Genomic DNA, 19,236 nt, shown 5'->3' with positions numbered 1-19,236 from the left:
AAGAACCGCGGGGCACGCGGGGATAGCTTATTGATACTTAGCCCTATCGGGTTATTGAGTAAGAAGCCCCTACTTCAAAGCTTTAGGGCTTAAGTAGTGGGAGCATGTCACCGTTTTGCAAGAATTCATAAGTTCCTGATTATGTCCCGGATTGATGTTCAAAAGAAGAGCTTTCAATTCCAGTGCAGGATATAGTTCTTTATATTCCTCATTGTTCAGAAACGACTCCGGAGTTTTGAACAAGTCTGACAGTGGCAGCAGAACCCTGTCAGGCAATTGCTCTTCGCCATTGTAGAATATTACGAAAAATGGAACAGGAATCATAACTGCCTTATGTCTGTATAAATTTTCTTTCCTGGTAAGAACTGAATATAAGTCTGCTATATACATCAGATATCGAAGCGGAAGGTTCGGGCTATAAGTGGATTGGTGCTCATACAGTGACAATCTGGAATCAATGATAAATGAGATATCATTGTGCATTGCCATATAGATTGCATTTTCCAGTGTGTTAATTTCCAACAGTTCTGGGTCTGTGTAATTGGTCTTTCCAGTTGCATTATAAAGTCCAAGCAGTTCTTTCTTATCACTAAACAACATCTCGAAGATTCTGGCTTTATAGATGCGGTTTGCATGGGGCTGCACCTGCGCAGCTTCCGCAGGGACCGTTTCTGTCTGGAAGCTGTTTTGGAGCTCGTTTTTTCCTGTTTTGTTCATATAATAACCTCCTTTGAAATTGTGCAGGAGGCCAAAAAACAGAATACCGAAAGCCGTTTCCTTTGAAACCTCTCTGCTGTTGTATGGGAATAAAAGCATCGAGATTTCATGAATTAGAAAATTTCAAGAATGTTCAGATGCGATGATTACGCATAAAAGAATCTGATTTAATGCTTTGAAGAAATTGTATCACATAGAATTAGGAAATGCTATAGGAATTTTTAGGTTTATCTACTGATTAGATGTTTTCCAATTATGTTTCACACAGTAGCTAGCATTTACTGCGGGCTACGTGCCAATTGTAACGCCTTCCGGACAAAGTAGGAAAATAATTTCCTCATGGCCGAAGAATGGAAGAACATGGCTTCCGGATGCCACTGTACTCCTACGGCGAAGGGATGTCCAATAAGTTCTATAGCTTCTACCGTTCCGTCTGAGGTATGTGCGCAGGCAATCACATTTTCTCCGGTCAGATGTATGCTTTGATGATGAAAACTGTTGGTATAAAGAGAGTCTCCTGTGATCGTGTGCAGAAGACTTTCTTTTTCAATAAATACCTGATGACTGACATCACTTCTGTTCTGCGAGGTTTGCGTATGCAGAAATGGAGTTCCGGGCTGGAGTGAGAGATCCTGATATATGGTTCCTCCGGCAGCTAGATTTATAAGCTGCATACCACGACAGATACCTAATAGTGGTTTTCGTAATTTTAAAATTTCTTCTGTGAAATGAATTTGGAATACATCCAGTTCCAGGTTTGTTTCTCCGATACCCGGGAGAGGATTCTCGTCGAAAAGAAGTGGTGTGAAATCGCCGCCTCCTGGAAGAAGAAAACCGTCACAGAGTGAAAGAATACCGGTGACATCCCAGCCCGGCGGAAATACGGGGATCAGTATGGGAAGTCCGCCTGAGAGCCGGATGGCAGTCACATAGCTGTCTGGTACAAAATGTTGTTTATCCTTCATTCCACATGTCAGAATTCCAATCACAGGATTCATTTCCAAAGACCTCCTTTTTGCTGTAGGCTGTTACAGAATATGTCTTTCACAGAGGAAATATGTGTGTCAGTCCGAAAAGATTTCACAGAAATTTTGTTTTTATTATGTTTTATAAATGTTATACTGTTCAAGTAGGACGGCGAGTCTTGTGTATTTCACTGGCAGTTAATCTGATTATGGATCGTTCGCTAGACCAGTATGACCCGGTTGAAGAAGTGGAGAATAGACAATTTATCTTGAAATAAGGAAGGGCAGAGGGGCTAAGAAATAGCTGCTCGGCTATAACGAAGGAGAAATGACAGAAAATGAACGCACTGATACTGGAAGGGGGAACCTTCCGACCTATATTTTCCTGCGGTGTCATGGATGCACTGTTGGATAACGATGTAAATTTTGATTATGTAATTGGAGTTTCGGCGGGGATCACCGATGGAGTTTCGTATGTTTCAAAGCAGAAAAAGAGAAACTATCATATTCTGATGAATCACCGACATGACAAACGGTATGTGGGGCTTCGGAATTACCTGACGGACAGAAGCCTGTTTGGCCTGAAGTATGCATATGAGACCATACCGAAAGAGATTTATCCGTTTGATTGGGAGACTTACCGGAACAATCCGACAGAAGTGCGTGTGGGCGTTACGAATGCCGAAACCGGGGAAGCGGAATATCTGGATGGAAAAGATCTGGAAGAGACCTGTGGCATGCTCAAGGCAACTTGCGCGATCCCGTTCGTGTTCCCGGCAATTGAACTGAATGGGAAGAAGTATTATGACGGCGGGATCTGTGATCCGATTCCGGTGCGCAAGGCGGAGGCGGACGGACATCCGAAGATGCTGATCGTTCTTACAAGGCCGAAAGGATATATAAAAACACTGTCAAAGGCGAATGTCGCGGCAGCGAAGGCGCTCCGCAAGAAGTTCCCTAAACTGGTGCGTCCGCTGATGACAAGGCACATGATGTATAATGAGACGGTTGCCTACTGCGAGAAGCTGGAGCGGGAAGGAAGAGCCGTGATCTTAAGGCCGACGAAAGAAGTACAGATTGATTCATTTGAAAAAGATCTGGAGAAAATCGACAGGATCTATCAGTATGGATACGATGAGACGGTGAAGAATCTGGAGAAGATAAAAGAAGTTTGCTTTGACATTTAAACGATAAGTTCAATGAAAAGAGGGACATATTTGTATTCATATCCAACAATAGATAAAGTAAAAACAGGAAGAAGAATCAAGGCTCTTATGAAAAAAAGAGGATTGAATGTGAAAAATGTTAAGGAATACCTTGGACTTGGCAGTGCGCAGAGTGTCTATCACTGGCTGGATGGCAGCAGTATGCCCACCATCGATAATCTTTATGCGCTGAGTGAACTACTGCAGGTGCCGATCGATGATATGCTGTGTGGGAATAGAGAGTTGAAGAGAAATGATGGGAAGAGGAATTTTGCTAAAAGAGTACAGTGTTATTATAAGAAGTTGGTGGAGAGGATTCAGGGCAGAATGGTTTAGCTGTATTTATACGGATTGAGGAACCACGCAAGTGACGAAAGCGCCGGAAATCGGCGATGCAAGAGTGGCTTACTTGATAAAACGGTACGCCAAAGGGTAAGATTGAAACGTAGAGAGGAGGAAGAACGATGGATTTCGGGAAACAGATCAGACAGATTCGGAAAGACGCCAAACTGACACAGGAGCAGATGGCGGCAAAGCTGAATGTATCCAGGCAGGCCGTCTCAAACTGGGAGAACAATAAGAATCTTCCCGATCTGGAAATGATCATTACGATTTCCAGAGTGTTTGGCCTTTCTCTGGATCAATTAATGGTAGTGTCAAGTAATCTATGAAAAAACTGAGTAATAAAAATAGGCTCAGATGAACCTTGAAAATTGCAGATATGTTAGTGATTGGTAGTGTACGCCACCCTTGACGGCGCACCAAAACAATGCTCTGAACGTCCTACCGACGGCGAAGAACTCAAGAACAGTTAGTTTTCTCCGTCTGATTCACAGCATTGTAGCATTGTTTTGGTGTGCCATCAAGGGCAAAGCCGGAAGCAGGGCTTCCGGTGGCTGTTTTTCCTTCCGGCTCGGAATCTAAGAACAGTTAACGGCTTCACCGTGTTGTTGTTTCAGGATGGTCTGCTGGCCAAGGAAGATGAGAAGCTGCCACTTACCTGGCATGTTGTCAGCACCTTGCAACAGATCCACTTCGTTTAGAACTTTGTATTTATTGTGTTTGTGCGGACGAAGGAAGTTATAGTAAGCAACCCAGAGAGCAAGGTCGTAGTTGGCACCGTCGATGTTGTCAAAACCATTTGTGTGACGATAAGAAGCCTTATAGGTGCGGTTCAGCCGTTCAATCATTTGTTTGAATGGTCGGTGTTCTGTAGAAACAGCATCGTCGTTGGTAAGTCCAATAACCTGAGTGATTTTGAATGTAAAGTCTTTTCCGAACTTCTTTCCGAATTCCATTGCGGCAAGTGGGTAGGCGCTGTATCCGTCAGCGATAAATTTAAAGTTTTCCGGAAGCTTTGCAAGCCCCTGAAAAGCCATACGCATGGCGAGGATGCAGGGACCGGCACCACGATTGTCAGAAACCTGGTAGCCGATGATGGATCGGGTGGCGGCATTCATGATGAGCCAGATGTAGGTCTTGATACCACGGATTTTTATGTAGGTTTCGTCAGCTGTGAACACATCCCCCTTTTCGTAGGGATACTGATCAACAAAAGGTTTGATGCAGACGGCGGCAGTCTTGCAGTAGTTGGCGATCTGCTGATGGGAGATGCTGATGTTATATAGGTCTTTGAGAGCCTGAGAAGTTTTGCGCAGGGAAAGACCGGGGTTAACATGAAGAGTCAGACATAAGGACATGACATGCGCGTTGTGCTTGCTGAATTTCAAGGAAGAGGCATTCTTTGGCAGGGTAGACAAATCCATGCTGAAAAAATCCATCGTGAACTCACGGTAGATATAGTGGAGCTTATATTTATTTTTGCCGTAATCCTCTTTTAGATCTTCCTTATCCACTTTTTTGAGGTTGTGGAGATAGTAAGGGCATTTGGGATTGACACACTTATGGACGATAAAGTGCTTGCGGTCTTTCTTTGGGACTAGAGTATTGCCACAGTGCGGACAGCGTAGTTTCACAGAGGAGAATCGACTTGCATCCGGGGAGAACCTTGCATCGCAGACCTTACAGAGCAGCTGACCTTTGGAACCGTTGTTTTTGTATAGGAATGGTTTCGGTGCATTGCAGCGGGGGCAGGTGCAGTCATCAGGAATATTACATTCTGATCGGCGGATGACAGGGCGAATCTTCTTACCATAACGTTTTTCGTGGTAAGGGATTAGATCCTTGTAAGTCCAGTCCTGGCGGAAGTCGGTGATCAGAGGGAGTTCATCAATCTTGAACTTTTGGTATTTGGGAGAATGGGAATCATCAAAAGCCCATTGCTTAAGAGGAATGTATCTGCAGATAAAGTTGAGAAGCCAGCAGTTTTGCTGGTAAAGATATTGAATAATTGAGAGTAAGTATTGTATAATGTCCATGAGCATTGGCTCCTTTCGAGGTAATGGATTTGTGGTGAACTCATTATACACGAAAAGGGAGGTCAATGCTCTTCAAAAAACTTCTCGGGCATGAGATTCCGGACGGAAAATGGGGCGGAGAATTGGGAATGAACGATGCGATTTGTCAGATGTATTACGCAAAGAGTCCGGCCGCACGCCTGATATATAAGATATTAACCAACCTTAAGAAAAAAAGTGAAGAGAAAGGAAAACCGGATCTGAATATTCTCTTCATTTACAATATGCCGTTCCGTGGAATTGCCAAAATGACAAACGGAATGGTAAGCATGGACATGGTCAGAGGAATGGTGACAGCAGTCAACGGACATTTCTTCCGGGGAATGAAACAGATCATATCAGGCTTCTTTAAAAATTCAAAGGAAAATAAAGCCTACACAGCAAAAATTTCCCGTAAGTAAAAGTGAGGTATAAAAATGGGTAATTTGAAAGAAAAATGGATGAGCATTTGGGGTGGATTTGAAGAAAAACATCCCAAACTGGCAAAATGGGTATATCAGATTTTTTACTTCTTTGTGTTCAGCATGGGCGTTACCGTATTCCAGTATCTGGTCTTCACATTCATGCCGGGGATCCTCGGAATCGGCCTTGCCGGAACAGAATTCATGTGGCCACAGAAAGAAATGCATCTCTTCGGAGTGGATTTTACATGGAGCCTTTTGGGATATAACGTACTTCGTGATGCCAGCGGAGCGGTTATGATAGGGGGCGGACTTGGATATTTTATCAGTTACGAAACGGGTTCGTTTCTTGCGCAATGCATTAATTTTCCTCTGCAGAGAAATATCACTTTTAAGAGTAAAGGAAATCCTTTTTACCAGGCAATGTGGTACTTTATCGCATGGGTAGTAATATCGCTGGTATGTAACGGATTCAATAATTTATGGATGCCGATCGCATCAGCATATGTTCCGCCTGCAGTTTATAATCTGCTCGTAACCTTCATTACAGGTGGAGTTTCCATGGTAATCTTCTTCTTTGTATTCAAGATTATCTTTCCGGAAGGAGAGAAATAGGGACGTTGCAAAGGATTTTGACGTAATATTTCGTGCAATTCACAAACAATTAATACATTTGTTTAAAGACATGGCTTTTGCCCCCAACATCGTGTCAAGATGCAACGTCCCTATTTCTCCCATGCGCCAAGTTCCGAGACGGCAGATTCCCTGAATTCACTGATCGCGACGGATGAACTTCAGAAAACGATTCTCTACTCCCTGAATCCGAATGATAATGAGGCGATCGGAACGATCCTCGGATGTTTCCAGGGAACAGAGGTTGCCGGCAAGATCCAGCAGGGAAGTGCATGGTGGTTCAACGATCACAAGCAGGGAATGATCGCGCAGATGACATCCCTGGCAAATCTCGGGCTGCTCGGAAACTTTGTGGGAATGTTGACAGATTCCAGAAGCTTCCTGTCCTACACAAGACATGAGTATTTCCATAGAATCATGCGCGAACTGATCGGAGGATGGGGAGAAAACGGAGAATACCCGGCGGACTACAAGGCATTGGAAAAGATCGTATGCGGAATTTCTTATAATAATGCAGTAAAATACTTTGGATTTGAGTTATAAACCATGCAGGATATGACGAAAGGAAAAATGAGGGGAGAGAAGACCGGTAAATAAAAATTTCCTTGCAGCCATGATTCAAAATGGCCTGCAAGGAAATATTTTTTTATTCAAATTACAAAGAATTTATGCGTTCTTGTCCAGCCAGTTCATTGCTACTTGAGCGTAGATTGCCGCACCTGTGGATAAGATATCCTCGTTAAATAAAACCTTTGGATTGTGCTGCCCAACACGTTTGGAAGGATCTTCCGGTCCGGCACCGATCATGTAGTAAGAACCAGGCACTTTATCGGTAATTTCAGCGAAATCTTCTGAGCCCATTCCGTGGCCGCCACGAATGACCTGAATCTGCGGCAGCATGGATTTAACGGTATCCTCTACCAGAGCAGTTACGGCATCATCTGTAACGACACTTGGGCACGAACTTAAGGTTTCATATTCCATCTGGCAGCGGTAAGTCATGGCAACACCTTTGGCAACCTCTTCAATTCGTTTAACAAGTCTTTCGCGAACCTCTTTCTTAAAGGTACGAAGAGTTCCCTGAAGAACGGCACGCTCAGGAATTACATTCGATACATCGCCTGCAGCAAGCTGGCCGATTGTAAGAACAGCTTCTTCCGTTCCGCCGATCTCACGTGCGATCAGTGACTGAAGGGCAAGATAGACCTGAACGGCTGCGTTGATCGGATCAACACAAGCTTCCGGCATAGAGCCGTGTCCGCCATGACCGATCAGTGTGATTTTAAAACCGTCTACAGAAGACATTGGCTCTTTGCCGGTCATGATAATACCCTTCGGAATGATTGCGATTACATGCATTGCAAAGGCAGCATCCACATGCGGATTCTCCAGCACACCTGCCGCTACAGCTTTTTTAGCACCCTGGAATACTTCCTCTCCTGACTGGAATAACAATTTAACCGTTCCTTTTAATTCATCTTCATGCGCTTTTAAGAGCTTTGCCGCACCCAGTAAGAAAGTTCCGTGCATGTCATGACCACATCCGTGCATGCAGCCATTGGTGGATTTAAACGGTACATCAGCTTCCTCCGTCACAGGAAGTGCGTCTACATCACTGCGGAGCATGAAGCACTTTTCCCCCGAACCGATCGTTGCTTCAATGCATGAAATATCTTCGTATACTTTGTATGAAATTCCCATCTCGTCTAATCTCGCTTTGATAAATGCAATTGTCTGAGGGAGAGTTGTTCCCGTCTCCGGAATCTGATGAAGCGATCTTCTCCATTCAACAAGTTGTCCCTGCAGTTCGGCAGCCTCTTTTAATAATTCATTTCCCATCATGAAATCTCCTCCTGTTCTTAAATTGGTGAACAATTGTATTGTAGCACAATTTGCAGGGTACAATTATAAAATTTTTATGATATAATAAGTCCTTAAGAGTGTAACGGAGCAGCGATGGTATTTCATTGTACTAAATACCAAGGTAAAGGCGGAGTATTCCAAGGATGAGCAAATGGGCAGGATAAAACCAATAGTTAAGCATTTTATTCTGTTTGCCACGCTCGCCATTATATGTAAGTGTCAGACCAAAGCCTAAAAGTGACCAAGGCTGTGTATACATGGAGGCGTAACCAAAAGGAATGGCAAAGAGCGGCACATCATGGAACAGATAAAAGAAATAACCGATTAAAATAGCGTGGTGCTCATAATCAAGACTCAAATATATGGCAGCTATGCACATTATGATAATAATAATCCACGATACAAAATACCAAAGCACTTTTGGCAGCTTCTGCATTTTTTCTTTTAAAATGTCTATACTCCATATTGTCATGAGAACAAACGCCAGAGTGAACATGACGTTATTCCAGTTCATATTAAAAAAACATGCCGTTGTAAACATATCAAAAGGTACTTCTGATATTACACCGAATAACAGTAAATTAAACAGATATTTCTTTCGGCTTCGGGTTTTGAAATAACCTTCAACCAGCAAAAAACAAAACAATGGGAATGCAATTCTGCCGATAATGTCAAATAGATTACTCACAACAGTAAGGACTCCGTCATTTGAAGTCAGATTTGGATAAATCAGTGCTTTGTTTACATGGTCAATAAGCATGGATGTGATGGCGATCAGCTTTAGCCATGCCCCCGAAAGAAACTGAACTTTGCTGCATAGATTGTTGATTTTTTCTTTCATATTATTTTCATCTCCCTTCATGGTATTCAAGTAAAAATGTTAAAAAGTTTTGGATAGTGGCCCCATTATACAGTATGAAGTGTTAAAAAGAAAGCGGAAAATGATGAATCCGTCTTTTTACGGGAATGGAAATATATCAATAAAAGAAAATGAAATTAGAATTTCCCCTTTTCTGATGTCTGGATTGAATTATAAATATATAGATGATATACTTCAGTTAAACAAAGAGGATGAAATGCAGGAATTGGATGATCTAATAAAAAGAAGATAATGCTTTTAGGCGAAAAGGAGAAAGCGAATGCAGGAAATTGATATTAAAAAAACAGGGCATAAAATTAAAGAAATGTGCAAGGTAAGAAATATATCCGTGAAAGATATTCAAGAGAAGTTACTCGTTGGATCTTTTCAGGCTGTTTACGCATGGTTTTCAGGAAAAAGTCTTCCGAGTCTGGATAATCTGTATCGCTTAAGCAGGCTGCTGAATGTTTCAATGGACTCGCTGATCGTAGGTCAGCAGGAAGAACATCCTGGTATAATGTATGTAGATAATCGTTATGAAATAAAATGGGAGAAGATACCCGACAGAATTCTGTTATATTATATGAAATTAAAGGAAGAGGCAGCTTAAGGCTGCTTTTTTGTTGAGCCATCGTAAGAGTTAATTCAATTATGAATTGAATGATTTTGGGGCTCAGCTGCGTTACAATAAGACTACATACAATATGTATTGCTAAGACTGGGGCAGAATAAGACGGAGTATCAATGGCATATCCTTCGAAAAATGCCGCGGTACCGGGAGATTGCTCCTTGTGGACACCTGATTTGGGGAGAATTTAAAGGAATTGAGATGAGGACAGAACTATGCGTTAAGATTCGTCGTAGTAACTCTATTTTAATAATTCATCATAAGTAGTATTCAGACAGTCACGTATTCCCTTTAGCTGGGAGACAGTAATATGTTGAATTCCGCGTTCGATTTTAACCAGGGTCTCACGAGTCATATTTACATCATGAAGCTGCAACTGGCCAACCAATTCCGTTTGGCCAATGCCAGCATTTAAACGTATTTCCCTTATATTCTTTCCAATATTTGCATTAGATTGTTTTATCTTTTGTTCCATAATATCATCCTCAAAAAAGTGGACTAAAATTAGTCCTATTCTGTTTATCATAGCGGTTGAAAATGATATAATGGGACTAAAATTAGTCCAAAATATGGAAGAGAATGGTATTTATTAGATTTATTTTAATGGTCCTTGCTGCTGCTCATGTTGGATGATGGCCTGACGAATTAAATAAAGAACCTCACCGTTGATAGAACGGCCATCAAATTCAGCCAGGCTTTTTAATTTCTGATGTGTTTCTGCATCTATTCGCAATCCTAAATGTTTCTCTTTTTCCATAATACATCCTTCCTACTTAAAATGAGTACATATTTAAGTTTGTACAATAAGTTCATTTTAAGTATAGAAAGTGTTATGATGTCATAAATGGACTTAAAATAAGTACACTATATTTATCAAAAGGGAGTATTTTTGAATGAAAATTAGAAGGCTTTATTATGAGGAATCTAAGATGAGTGACAGGATTATTGAAGAGAAAGTCAAGGCAAAGATGTGTAAAATGAGTGAGGAAGAACAAATTAGGGATAAAAAACAGAAACTGATGGAGGCACAGGTCATAGTTGAAATGACGAAAATGAAAATAGATGCGAAGCTGAACAATATAAGTCAGGAACGAGTAAAACATTTTGAAAAAATGGCAAAGAAAGCACTTCATGTGGCACAGGAACTCTTCTTAAATGTGGAGATAGATTCTGAAAAAGGATATGTAGGAACAATTGAATTTACCGGCGATGCCATGATAATCAATGAGTATGTGGAGGAGAGTGTGATACAAGATTTCCGGGACTTGATGTGTTCGACGAAAGAGATTATGATCGTGCCGGCAGATAAACTTGTGAAAATTGTTTTTTATTATAGTTTATCTTAGCATGAGAAGACTCCTGCTTTTGATTCAAAGTATATGAGGAAAAAGAAATTATCGAATATTTATAAACGGCTCCTGCATACATTGTAAAAACAATGTTTGCAGGGGGATTTTTTTGAAGGATTATATTGCAAAAAGAGCCGTGGAGATTGCAAATTATATTATAGAAAATAACGCAACGGTGAGGCAGACGGCAAAACAGTTTGGAATTAGTAAGAGTACTGTACATATTGTAGTTACAAAATAGAACGGTATTTGAGAGCAGTGTATATGGTGAAGTGAATAGGAGAAAAGGAAAGGTCGGATAGATTCCGGCCTTTTCTCAATAATATTAGAATATGGAAAATACAAGTCGTATATGTTACAATTCAAGCAATGAATATTTTATGAAAGGAAATTACTGTTACATAATACAGGTATAGTGTTTATAGACAAATGAATTTTTCACAGTTACAATCATTTATTACAGTTGTACAGCGTCATAGTTTTTCTGAAGCTGCAAAGCAATTGCATTTTTCACAATCGACTATTACGAAGCATATTAACGAATTAGAAAAAGAATTAGGGCAGCAATTATTGGTAAGAAGTACACGGGATTTTAAACTTACCAAAGCGGGTATGAGTTGTTATAGTTTTGCAGTGGCAGTTGTCTCACGAAAGAATGCACTGCTTTCTGAATATAATAAAGACTTTCAGCCCAAGAAAATATTACGAATTGTCGCTTCTACCATCCCGTCCCATTTTTACTTGCCAGGGCTTTTGGGTGAATATCACAAACTTCATTCGGAGGTTTTTTTGAAAATAATTCCGAGTGATAGCCGAAGTATAACTGAAAATATGGTTGAGCATCAGGCGCATATTGCGTTTTGCGGATATGAGAAAAAAAATAAGGAGTACATATATACCCGGGTTGAAGAGGATCAACTAGTTGTCATTACAGCGAGTAACAAAAACTACAACATACATGATGATAATGGTGTATTTCCTGATCAGCTTCTTTTGACAGAGCCTATGGTATGCAGAGCACCTACATCTGGAACACGGACAAGTTTTGAGAGATATTTAGTTGAACGAAAAATATATGAAAAACCTAATATAATTTGTGAGATGCCAGATACAGATGCCATAATTAATGCTGTATCTGTTGGCCTTGGAATTGCAGTTATTTCTTCATTAGAAGCTAGGCAAGTTATTGACAAAGGACAAATAAATATGTTTTATTTAGAAGATTTCCCAAGGAGGGCTTTGTATATGGTAAAAAAGAAATATGACACATTATTAGCTTATGAGCAAGAATTCTATGATTATGTTATGAAACAGGTATATCAGGATGAAAAAATTATATAATTTCATAAATCGAGGGATTTATTAGAAAAATAAAAGACACATGGATTTTATAGACAATGTAATTTCTGTATGTTAGCATAAAGAAAATATTTTGGAAAAGTACAAAGGAGAAAGACAATGAAAAAGAAAAACATTATAACTTTAATCATGGGAATTGCTATTTGTGCGATTCTATTAACTGCTTGTGGCTCAAAGAAGGAGACTACTGCAGGTACTGCTGAAGAGAGTGAACAGAGTACGGAAGAAACTTCAGAGCCGGAGAAAGAAAAAATTTCTTTGACAGTAGGCACGCATGGAAGTTTCAGTCCATATGCGTTTGTAGATGAGAGTGATACTGAACCGCAGGGGTTTGAAATAGATGTAATGAATGAAATTGGAAGAAGAGAAAACCTTGATATTACATTTGAAGTCGCTGAATGGACAGGAGTTTTTGGAATGCTTGATGCTGGTCAGTTAGATACGATCGCTTGTGTTGTTACTCCTACAGATGAACGGAAAGAGAAGTATGATTTTGCAGATCCATATTCCAAAATGGATATTGCGATTGCAGTTCAAAAGGGGCAAGCGTCAACAGTATCAAAATTAGAGGATTTGGCTGGAAAGAAAATCGGAGTAAACGCTGGTGGACAGGCAATGAAGAAATTGGAGTCACTTCAGGATACAGTACAGTTCGAAATTGTTGCATATGATAGCCCAACCAGCATGGAATATGATTTGGCGCTAGGCAGACTTGATGGAATCTATGAATCAACGGTTGCAATCATGCAGGCTTCAGAGCGAGGGGATTGTGAAATTGAAGTGGCTGAGATGGAGCCGCTTGCGACATCTGTGTCCGCTTATCCATTTGTAAAGGATAACGAAAAGAATAAAGAAGTTATCAGCAGAATTAATGAGGCGTTAGCGGAAATGCGTGAAGATGGCACACTTATGGAGCTTTCGATGAAATGGTTAAAGCTGGATCAGGTAACACTTGATTAATAATGATTCATATGGAGGATGGCGTGCCCCAAGAGGTATGTCATCTTCTTTATTTACAATGAGGCTTCTTAAGTTATGAAGGAAAGAGATTGGCAATGTATAATGATTTGATAAGACAGATAAAGTTGTCACTGCATTTAGAAAAAGAGCCGGTAGGAATTCGTTTTTTCTTGATTCGGGAAGAGTATGATGAAATAAATAATGTTATAGAATCCAAGAACAAAAAAAGTATATGTACCTACATTAATGAAGCGGCTGTAGATAAAATTCACCAAAAAGTAAGTGCCGAAATGGTAGGATGCAGCGGTGGAATGGTGGCTTTAGGGCTTACTGCTCCTCAGAATTATGTGAAATCAGGGAAGCAGTTTTTTCTTATGAGGCTATATGAAAGTATGTCAGTTGCCAAAAAAATTATTTCTCAGCTTGGGTTTATGGATATTAGAGTTTATGGATTCGAGGTTGGTCCACTAGACAGCATGGATAATGCAGACGTGGTAGTGGTGTTGGGAAATGCGTGGCAAATGATGCGTATGATTCAGGCATATTCTTTTCACTATGCAATGCCACAAAATATTGGATCAGTAGGAAATCAGGGTGTGTGCGCGGATTTGATTGCACGACCATTCCAGAAAAATGACATAAATTTCTCTATGTTGTGCCCAGGAGCACGGATTCATATGAAATCATCTGAGAATGAAATGGGGTGTGGAATTCCAATACATCAGTTTGAGATGGTAGCAATGCGTGTAATAAAAACAACATCACTTGTAATGACTAAACAGGAAAAAGAGGAGTTGATGGAAAGAATGAATTCACCTGCTGATTTGGATTGTGAAATTGAGTTGGAAAAAATGTATGGAACATATCGGAAGAATTCACCTTATTCACAAGAATTGTATGATAAGATGATTTGACAAGTAATGTATGAACGGGGAAAAGTGGAATGAGATTTGATTTTGGTTATGTGATTAAAGTGTTTCCGAATATTTTAGGATATTTAGGTGTAACACTAGAAATTGCATTTTTATCTGGAACGATTGCGATGCTGATTTCGTTTATTTTTTTAGCATTAAGAAAAATAGATAATAAGATTTTACAGAGTCTTCTGAACTTCTATTTGGATTTTTTTCGTGGTACGCCAGTAGTGGTTCAGCTATTTTTCCTCTATTATGGGTTAGCGCAGCTTTTCCCAATTTTTAAGAATTTAAGTGGATTTAGTGCTGCGGTTATAGGACTAAGCCTGAATGCCTCTGCCTATATGTCTGAGAGCATACGGGCAGCTGTTCAATCAGTACATCCAAGACAAATGGAAGCAGGGCTTGCATGTGGACTTACCCATTCACAAGTAATGTGGCATGTAATTCTTCCACAGGCAGCCAGGGTTGCAATCCCGACACTTACTAATGATTTTATTGGGTTATTGAAAAGCACTTCTGTAGCGTTTGTTCTTGGTGTACGTGATGTGATGGCTCAGACAAAAATGTTGGGCGGAAGCTCTTACCGTTTCTTTGAATGTTATTTTGTTGCAATTACGATTTACTTTATAGTAACTAAGTTGATTCATTTACTTCAGACATGGCTTGAAGAGAAGCTGGATGTTCGAAAAAAGAATGGAGGGCAGTCATGCTCCAAATAAGTAATCTGACAAAAAAATTTGGTTCAGTATCGGTATTGAAAGGTATCGATCTCAATGTAAACAAAGGGGAAGTAGTGTCCATTATCGGACCGTCAGGAACCGGGAAGTCGACATTGCTGCGATGTATTAACTATTTAGAAGAGCCAACTTCTGGTTCAATTACGATCGATAATCTTTGTATTACACCAGAAAATCAAACGAAGAAGAAGTTATATGAATTCAGGAGAAAGACTGCGATGATTTTTCAAGATCATTCTCTTTTTGAAAATAAAACAGTTTTAGAAAATATAACCTTACCACTAACCGTCGCATGTGGATTCTCTAAATCTGATGCAAAAGAAAAAGCAATGGCTATTCTGAAATCTATAGGTCTTGAAAAGGAATGTAATCAATATCCATGTACACTTTCAGGAGGACAGCAGCAGAGAGTAGGCATCGGCCGTGCAATTGCAATTGAACCGAAAGTAATGTTGTTTGATGAACCTACATCCGCATTAGATCCCTCATTAATTAATGAAGTCCTGGAACTGATTCGTTCATTGGCAGAGAGACATTTTACCATGATAATTGTTACACATGAAATGAACTTTGCCCGTCAAGTGTCTGACAAGGTGATATTTCTGAATCATGGAGTGATTGTAGAGAGCGGAACACCTGAACAGATTTTTCTTAATCCACAGTGCGAAGAAACCCGGATGTTTATAAACAGCTTTCTGAGAAGGAAAAACTTTTGAAATTAGTTAACAAACTAAAAGATAGGAGAAAATATGAAAAGATATGCTATTTACGGAAAGGGTGGAATTGGAAAATCCACAATAACATGCGCACTTTCGGCTGCATTAGCAGAGAAAGGATATAGAGTTCTTCAAGTCGGATGTGATCCCAAAGCTGACTCGACGGCATCGTTGCTGGGTGGGAAGTCAATCACCCCGATTGCAGATTATCTTCGTCAACATGATGAATTTCCTACGCTAAATGATGTAATTGTGCAGGGATATGAAGGCGTATATTGTGCAGAGGCAGGAGGACCTACTCCCGGAATAGGATGTGCTGGACGAGGAATATTGATGGCATTCCATTTGTTGGATGAATTGGATGCTATTAATACAATAAAGCCAGATTATGTACTATATGATGTGTTAGGTGATGTTGTATGTGGTGGGTTTGCGGCTCCAATTCGTGATAATTATGCCGATGAAGTCATTATTGTTACTTCTGGTGAAAAGATGTCTTTATTTGCGGCGAATAATATTTATCAGGCTGTTGAAAATTTTAAAGATAGTAATTATGCACGTGTGCGAGGTGTGATTTTGAATAAAAGAAATGTTCCGGACGAAGAACGTCTCGTTGATGAATTCCTGCAGAGGTATGATTTGTCATTATTGGGTACTATTCCCCGGGATAATGCAATCCCTTACTATGAAAACCAAAATAAGACGGTAATAGAAGGAGAACCATCACTTCCTATTGCGGAAATAATAAGAGAAATTGTGGAGAAATTGTGATGAAATACGGGGAAAATAAGCAACCTCTTTCTTATACGGTTGAAGAACTTAAAACATTTCTGTCAAAGAGAGAATCCATTCCAGGGAATTTATATGAAGTTGCGGAGCGAAAGGTTTTATTATATCCACATGATGGAGATGGGGGGACTATTCCGACTACAACGCCACTGTGTTTATCTAGCTTGATTACTTTGATGATTTCTCCTATGGGCTGCGGGATTCATTTGACAGAAACTGGGCGAGGCAACCTTAATAACGAAGGACGTGCATGGTTACTGAGACTCAGTGAAAAGGATCTTGTTCTGGGAATGCAGGAACAACGAATTATGCAAGCGGTAGAGGTGATTCTAAAAAAAATGAATCAAAATGTTGAAGGAATCCTGTTGTGTGCTACCTGTGTGGACGCTTTGTTGTCAACAAATTTACTGATGATAGCACATCATGTTGAAGAAATGTATCATATTCGTGCCAGCGCAGAGTTTATGGGACCATTTTTAAAGGAATCTCCGAAACAAGCAGACTTCCGGATGATGTCAGGAGTGTATAATTTGTTGCGTAGCGAGGATGAAAAAATGACAATACCTGCGGTTAATGTGCTTGGTATACTTGAACAACCAATTTGTCGGGAGGAGTTGTCCAGGCTTTTGCAGCCATTAGGAATACGATATGTTTTTAGCATAGGGGATTTTAGTACATTAAAAGAAGCTGATATTATGACACATGCTAAGTTAAATATTGTTATGAACGGAAGTGCGTTACGAGCAGCTCAGGTAGCCAGGGATAGGTGGAACATACCATATGTTATAATGAATTCTTCTTACGAGTATAATGTAATTGCTCAAAACTATCAGTATTTAGCAGAAGCATTAGGAGGCATTATCGAGGATACGGCCTTTAGGGACAGGGTTCGTGATTTAGTCAGGAAACTTGATGAATATATAAAAGGATATCGGTGTGGCGTTGGAGGAAAGAATGACATATCGTGTTTTAAAGCAGCATGCGACCTGATGAAGCTTGGGTGTGATGTCAGAGTGATTTTTGCACATCAAATCAAACAAACTGATTTGCCGGAAATTTCTTGGTTATGCGAGAGGAATCCTGAGATAAAAGTATATTTTGACAGTCATCCTTCTATGTATAAATATAAAGCAAATCCGACAGAGTTTAATTTATCATTTGGCGTACCGGATCCATTTGTACAACAGGTGGAGGGAATATTAGCAGCACCGTTACTATCAACAGGTGGTACATATTCAGATATTATTTCATTTGTGGAAGAATTAACAGAAGTGCTTATTAATCGAAATAAAACGATGGAAACAATATATTCTGTTTATCAGAAATGTTGGTCTTTTGAATTGGCAAAAAGGATGGAGGAATAAGACATGAAAGGACTTTATCAATCTTTTCCGGCATTTGCTCCGGATTATGTTGGTGTGTCATCGTTTCTTTTTGATGAAAATGCACTAACTGTGTTTATTGATCCACACGGTTGCAATGGACAGACTTTATATTATATGGATCCAAGATTTGAAGATTTTTCTAGAATGCCAAAGAGTTTCTCGTGCGGAATACGTGAGAAAGATGCAGTATTTGGAGTTGATAAACTGGTTGAAAAAAAGGTTATGCAAATCTTGGATTGTGTACAAGGTGACTATATTATTTTAGTAGGTACGCCGATTCCCACAATGTTAGGGGTGGATTACAAAGCGTTGACAGATAGAATAGAAAAGAGAGCAAAAATTCCGACTTTAGGAGTGACAACTTCAGGACTTGATTTTTATGATGTGGGACAAAAAAAGATTATGAATCTTATGTTGAATAGAACAGAGACACAGCCGGAAAGCTTTGAATCGGAAGAATCGGATATACATTTAATCGGTGCAACACCTCTGGATGGATGGGATTACACAGCAATTTTTGATTATACTGCTTTTTTAAAGAAATGTGGTGCGAATACAGTAGCTGTATGGGGACAAGGGAATACCTTTCAAAAAATGAAAGGGGTTGGTAAGTCCAAATTGAATATTGCCGTATCAGTGGCCGGAATAGAAATAGCACAAAGACTAAACCATACATATGGAACGCCATATCTTATTGGATATCCTATTGGAAGTGTCATGGAAGAATATTATGCAAAATTGGTGGAATTTCACCTTGACGAGAAATGTGGAATGCCGATATTAAAAATGGCACCTGATACAGAACAACCTCGAATCTTAATTATTGGTTCGCCTGTTAATAGCTGCATGATTCGTAAGTATTTTGGTGCACAAGAAGGGATGACAGATATTGACATAGGATTTTGTTTTGGAGCACCCGTGGAATGCAAAGAAGAAAATGATTTTGTATTTTTCGAGGAGGAGGAACTACATCAAACCATTAAGCAAAAAGGGAAATATGATATTATTATTGGAGACCCACTATTTAAAAATAGCCTGTTTTCATTTGCTGAGCGATACGTGGAATTTCCTGAGATATCTATTTCTGGGCGGCTCTATTCACATGAGATGAAGCGAGTATTTGGAAAATGGGGAGATAATTTTTTTATGTGATATGTTGTCGTTTTGCAAAATATAAGAGTTTATTGTGTTTCAAGGTAAGTGTTGGGTGGAGGCGAAAATAGCCTGATTTTATTTCATATTTGAATTCGCGAAAAAGGGGCTGTCGGGAAATAGATAGTCTTAGACAGTTGGAAGAGATGAGAAAGGCGATAAACCGCGTAGATATGCGATTTGT

General features: G+C 39.9%; 22 protein-coding genes and 3 pseudogenes. 18 read left to right on the top strand and 7 right to left on the bottom strand.

What is annotated here, in order from left to right; genetic code table 11:
• Positions 1-69: 69 nt before the first annotated feature.
• Together ACTNB3_RS08420 and ACTNB3_RS08415 are read right to left on the bottom strand one after the other, a co-directional pair.
• The gene (locus ACTNB3_RS08420; protein WP_441025068.1) at positions 70-717 is read right to left on the bottom strand and encodes a hypothetical protein; all 648 of its coding nucleotides are present in this window, start codon (positions 715-717) and stop codon (positions 70-72) included.
• Between the two features lie 278 nt (positions 718-995).
• Positions 996-1,715 (bottom strand): gamma-glutamyl-gamma-aminobutyrate hydrolase family protein, encoded by a 720-nt coding sequence (locus tag ACTNB3_RS08415; RefSeq protein ID WP_441025066.1) that lies wholly within the window; start codon positions 1,713-1,715, stop codon positions 996-998.
• A 305-nt stretch (positions 1,716-2,020) separates the two neighbouring features.
• Between ACTNB3_RS08415 and ACTNB3_RS08410 the strand changes: the two genes are divergently transcribed.
• The 3 genes from ACTNB3_RS08410 to ACTNB3_RS08400 all read left to right on the top strand — a co-directional run bounded on the left by ACTNB3_RS08410 (position 2,021) and on the right by ACTNB3_RS08400 (position 3,558).
• A complete protein-coding gene (locus ACTNB3_RS08410) occupies positions 2,021-2,869 on the top strand; it encodes a patatin-like phospholipase family protein (protein ID WP_427807606.1) in 849 nt (282 codons plus the stop codon).
• A 30-nt stretch (positions 2,870-2,899) separates the two neighbouring features.
• Entirely contained in the window at positions 2,900-3,223 is a 324-nt protein-coding gene (locus ACTNB3_RS08405) for a helix-turn-helix domain-containing protein (RefSeq protein ID WP_441025065.1), read from the top strand.
• Between the two features lie 128 nt (positions 3,224-3,351).
• A complete protein-coding gene (locus tag ACTNB3_RS08400) occupies positions 3,352-3,558 on the top strand; it encodes a helix-turn-helix domain-containing protein (RefSeq protein ID WP_441018117.1) in 207 nt (68 codons plus the stop codon).
• 249 nt (positions 3,559-3,807) lie between these two features.
• On the opposite strand, the gene ACTNB3_RS08395 is transcribed toward ACTNB3_RS08400, so the two are convergent.
• On the bottom strand, positions 3,808-5,265 hold the full coding sequence (locus tag ACTNB3_RS08395) for a DDE-type integrase/transposase/recombinase (RefSeq protein ID WP_441025063.1): 1,458 nt from the start codon (positions 5,263-5,265) through the stop codon (positions 3,808-3,810).
• A 71-nt stretch (positions 5,266-5,336) separates the two neighbouring features.
• Here ACTNB3_RS08395 and ACTNB3_RS08390 point away from each other — a divergent pair.
• The 3 genes and pseudogenes from ACTNB3_RS08390 to ACTNB3_RS08380 all read left to right on the top strand — a co-directional run.
• Positions 5,337-5,705: pseudogene (locus ACTNB3_RS08390) on the top strand (glycosyl hydrolase); the annotation flags it as partial.
• A 15-nt stretch (positions 5,706-5,720) separates the two neighbouring features.
• A complete protein-coding gene (locus ACTNB3_RS08385; RefSeq protein WP_441025062.1) occupies positions 5,721-6,320 on the top strand; it encodes a hypothetical protein in 600 nt (199 codons plus the stop codon).
• Between the two features lie 117 nt (positions 6,321-6,437).
• Positions 6,438-6,881 (top strand): annotated as a pseudogene (locus ACTNB3_RS08380) (glucuronate isomerase); the annotation flags it as partial.
• Positions 6,882-7,004: 123 nt separating this feature from the next.
• On the opposite strand, the gene ACTNB3_RS08375 reads toward ACTNB3_RS08380, so the two are convergent.
• Both ACTNB3_RS08375 and ACTNB3_RS08370 read right to left on the bottom strand, forming a co-directional pair.
• Positions 7,005-8,180, bottom strand: coding sequence for a M20 metallopeptidase family protein (locus ACTNB3_RS08375; protein ID WP_427807596.1), 1,176 nt, complete (start codon positions 8,178-8,180; stop codon positions 7,005-7,007).
• A 130-nt stretch (positions 8,181-8,310) separates the two neighbouring features.
• A complete protein-coding gene (locus tag ACTNB3_RS08370; protein WP_427807595.1) occupies positions 8,311-9,042 on the bottom strand; it encodes a TraX family protein in 732 nt (243 codons plus the stop codon).
• Between the two features lie 100 nt (positions 9,043-9,142).
• Between ACTNB3_RS08370 and ACTNB3_RS08365 the strand changes: the two genes are divergently transcribed.
• Together ACTNB3_RS08365 and ACTNB3_RS08360 are read left to right on the top strand one after the other, a co-directional pair.
• Positions 9,143-9,313, top strand: coding sequence for a hypothetical protein (locus tag ACTNB3_RS08365; RefSeq protein WP_427820898.1), 171 nt, complete (start codon positions 9,143-9,145; stop codon positions 9,311-9,313).
• 27 nt (positions 9,314-9,340) lie between these two features.
• Complete coding sequence (locus tag ACTNB3_RS08360; protein ID WP_427807591.1) at positions 9,341-9,670, top strand: helix-turn-helix domain-containing protein; 330 nt, start codon at positions 9,341-9,343, stop codon at positions 9,668-9,670.
• Between the two features lie 259 nt (positions 9,671-9,929).
• On the opposite strand, the gene ACTNB3_RS08355 is transcribed toward ACTNB3_RS08360, so the two are convergent.
• Positions 9,930-10,163, bottom strand: coding sequence for a helix-turn-helix domain-containing protein (locus tag ACTNB3_RS08355; protein ID WP_427807589.1), 234 nt, complete (start codon positions 10,161-10,163; stop codon positions 9,930-9,932).
• Between the two features lie 120 nt (positions 10,164-10,283).
• Positions 10,284-10,445 carry an Arc family DNA-binding protein gene (locus tag ACTNB3_RS08350; protein ID WP_427807587.1) on the bottom strand — a complete coding sequence of 54 codons (162 nt, stop codon included), beginning with the start codon at positions 10,443-10,445 and terminating at the stop codon, positions 10,284-10,286.
• Between the two features lie 136 nt (positions 10,446-10,581).
• On the opposite strand from ACTNB3_RS08350, the gene ACTNB3_RS08345 reads away from it, so the two are divergent.
• The 10 genes and pseudogenes from ACTNB3_RS08345 (at position 10,582) to ACTNB3_RS08300 (ending at position 19,052) form a co-directional block, all read left to right on the top strand.
• The gene (locus ACTNB3_RS08345; protein WP_441025059.1) at positions 10,582-11,034 is read left to right on the top strand and encodes a hypothetical protein; all 453 of its coding nucleotides are present in this window, start codon (positions 10,582-10,584) and stop codon (positions 11,032-11,034) included.
• A 112-nt stretch (positions 11,035-11,146) separates the two neighbouring features.
• Positions 11,147-11,275: pseudogene (locus ACTNB3_RS08340) on the top strand (sporulation transcriptional regulator SpoIIID); the annotation flags it as partial.
• Between the two features lie 191 nt (positions 11,276-11,466).
• Positions 11,467-12,378, top strand: coding sequence for a LysR substrate-binding domain-containing protein (locus tag ACTNB3_RS08335; protein ID WP_441025058.1), 912 nt, complete (start codon positions 11,467-11,469; stop codon positions 12,376-12,378).
• 117 nt (positions 12,379-12,495) lie between these two features.
• Positions 12,496-13,356, top strand: coding sequence for a transporter substrate-binding domain-containing protein (locus ACTNB3_RS08330; RefSeq protein ID WP_441025056.1), 861 nt, complete (start codon positions 12,496-12,498; stop codon positions 13,354-13,356).
• Positions 13,357-13,451: 95 nt separating this feature from the next.
• Entirely contained in the window at positions 13,452-14,270 is an 819-nt protein-coding gene (locus ACTNB3_RS08325; RefSeq protein ID WP_441025054.1) for a DUF169 domain-containing protein, read from the top strand.
• 29 nt (positions 14,271-14,299) lie between these two features.
• Positions 14,300-14,992, top strand: coding sequence for an amino acid ABC transporter permease (locus ACTNB3_RS08320; RefSeq protein ID WP_441025053.1), 693 nt, complete (start codon positions 14,300-14,302; stop codon positions 14,990-14,992).
• Entirely contained in the window at positions 14,980-15,726 is a 747-nt protein-coding gene (locus tag ACTNB3_RS08315; RefSeq protein ID WP_441025051.1) for an amino acid ABC transporter ATP-binding protein, read from the top strand. The genes ACTNB3_RS08320 and ACTNB3_RS08315 overlap by 13 nt, the downstream gene beginning before the upstream one ends.
• A gap of 33 nt (positions 15,727-15,759) precedes the next feature.
• Positions 15,760-16,497 carry a nucleotide-binding protein gene (locus ACTNB3_RS08310; RefSeq protein ID WP_441025050.1) on the top strand — a complete coding sequence of 246 codons (738 nt, stop codon included), beginning with the start codon at positions 15,760-15,762 and terminating at the stop codon, positions 16,495-16,497.
• Positions 16,497-17,879: a nitrogenase component 1 gene (locus ACTNB3_RS08305; protein ID WP_441025048.1), complete on the top strand. Its 1,383-nt coding sequence runs from the start codon at positions 16,497-16,499 to the stop codon at positions 17,877-17,879. Before ACTNB3_RS08310 ends, ACTNB3_RS08305 begins: the two co-directional genes overlap by 1 nt.
• 3 nt (positions 17,880-17,882) lie before the next feature.
• Entirely contained in the window at positions 17,883-19,052 is a 1,170-nt protein-coding gene (locus ACTNB3_RS08300) for a nitrogenase component 1 (protein ID WP_441025047.1), read from the top strand.
• Positions 19,053-19,236: the final 184 nt, after the last annotated feature.

The organism is Bariatricus sp. HCP28S3_D3 (assembly GCF_052065755.1).
GTDB lineage: Bacteria > Bacillota > Clostridia > Lachnospirales > Lachnospiraceae > Allocoprococcus.
Note: the sequence above shows the minus strand (reverse complement) of the source record. Positions and strands in the feature narration are given on the sequence as shown.

Coding starts and splice junctions, on each gene's coding strand:
- ACTNB3_RS08420 (WP_441025068.1), bottom strand. CDS start 717: ATGAACAAAACAGGAAAAAACGAGCTCCAAAACAGCTTCCAGACAGAA.
- ACTNB3_RS08415 (WP_441025066.1), bottom strand. CDS start 1,715: ATGAATCCTGTGATTGGAATTCTGACATGTGGAATGAAGGATAAACAA.
- ACTNB3_RS08410 (WP_427807606.1), top strand. CDS start 2,021: ATGAACGCACTGATACTGGAAGGGGGAACCTTCCGACCTATATTTTCC.
- ACTNB3_RS08400 (WP_441018117.1), top strand. CDS start 3,352: ATGGATTTCGGGAAACAGATCAGACAGATTCGGAAAGACGCCAAACTG.
- ACTNB3_RS08395 (WP_441025063.1), bottom strand. CDS start 5,265: ATGGACATTATACAATACTTACTCTCAATTATTCAATATCTTTACCAG.
- ACTNB3_RS08385 (WP_441025062.1), top strand. CDS start 5,721: ATGGGTAATTTGAAAGAAAAATGGATGAGCATTTGGGGTGGATTTGAA.
- ACTNB3_RS08375 (WP_427807596.1), bottom strand. CDS start 8,180: ATGATGGGAAATGAATTATTAAAAGAGGCTGCCGAACTGCAGGGACAA.
- ACTNB3_RS08370 (WP_427807595.1), bottom strand. CDS start 9,042: ATGAAAGAAAAAATCAACAATCTATGCAGCAAAGTTCAGTTTCTTTCG.
- ACTNB3_RS08365 (WP_427820898.1), top strand. CDS start 9,143: ATGATGAATCCGTCTTTTTACGGGAATGGAAATATATCAATAAAAGAA.
- ACTNB3_RS08360 (WP_427807591.1), top strand. CDS start 9,341: ATGCAGGAAATTGATATTAAAAAAACAGGGCATAAAATTAAAGAAATG.
- ACTNB3_RS08355 (WP_427807589.1), bottom strand. CDS start 10,163: ATGGAACAAAAGATAAAACAATCTAATGCAAATATTGGAAAGAATATA.
- ACTNB3_RS08350 (WP_427807587.1), bottom strand. CDS start 10,445: ATGGAAAAAGAGAAACATTTAGGATTGCGAATAGATGCAGAAACACAT.
- ACTNB3_RS08345 (WP_441025059.1), top strand. CDS start 10,582: ATGAAAATTAGAAGGCTTTATTATGAGGAATCTAAGATGAGTGACAGG.
- ACTNB3_RS08335 (WP_441025058.1), top strand. CDS start 11,467: ATGAATTTTTCACAGTTACAATCATTTATTACAGTTGTACAGCGTCAT.
- ACTNB3_RS08330 (WP_441025056.1), top strand. CDS start 12,496: ATGAAAAAGAAAAACATTATAACTTTAATCATGGGAATTGCTATTTGT.
- ACTNB3_RS08325 (WP_441025054.1), top strand. CDS start 13,452: ATGTATAATGATTTGATAAGACAGATAAAGTTGTCACTGCATTTAGAA.
- ACTNB3_RS08320 (WP_441025053.1), top strand. CDS start 14,300: ATGAGATTTGATTTTGGTTATGTGATTAAAGTGTTTCCGAATATTTTA.
- ACTNB3_RS08315 (WP_441025051.1), top strand. CDS start 14,980: ATGCTCCAAATAAGTAATCTGACAAAAAAATTTGGTTCAGTATCGGTA.
- ACTNB3_RS08310 (WP_441025050.1), top strand. CDS start 15,760: ATGAAAAGATATGCTATTTACGGAAAGGGTGGAATTGGAAAATCCACA.
- ACTNB3_RS08305 (WP_441025048.1), top strand. CDS start 16,497: ATGAAATACGGGGAAAATAAGCAACCTCTTTCTTATACGGTTGAAGAA.
- ACTNB3_RS08300 (WP_441025047.1), top strand. CDS start 17,883: ATGAAAGGACTTTATCAATCTTTTCCGGCATTTGCTCCGGATTATGTT.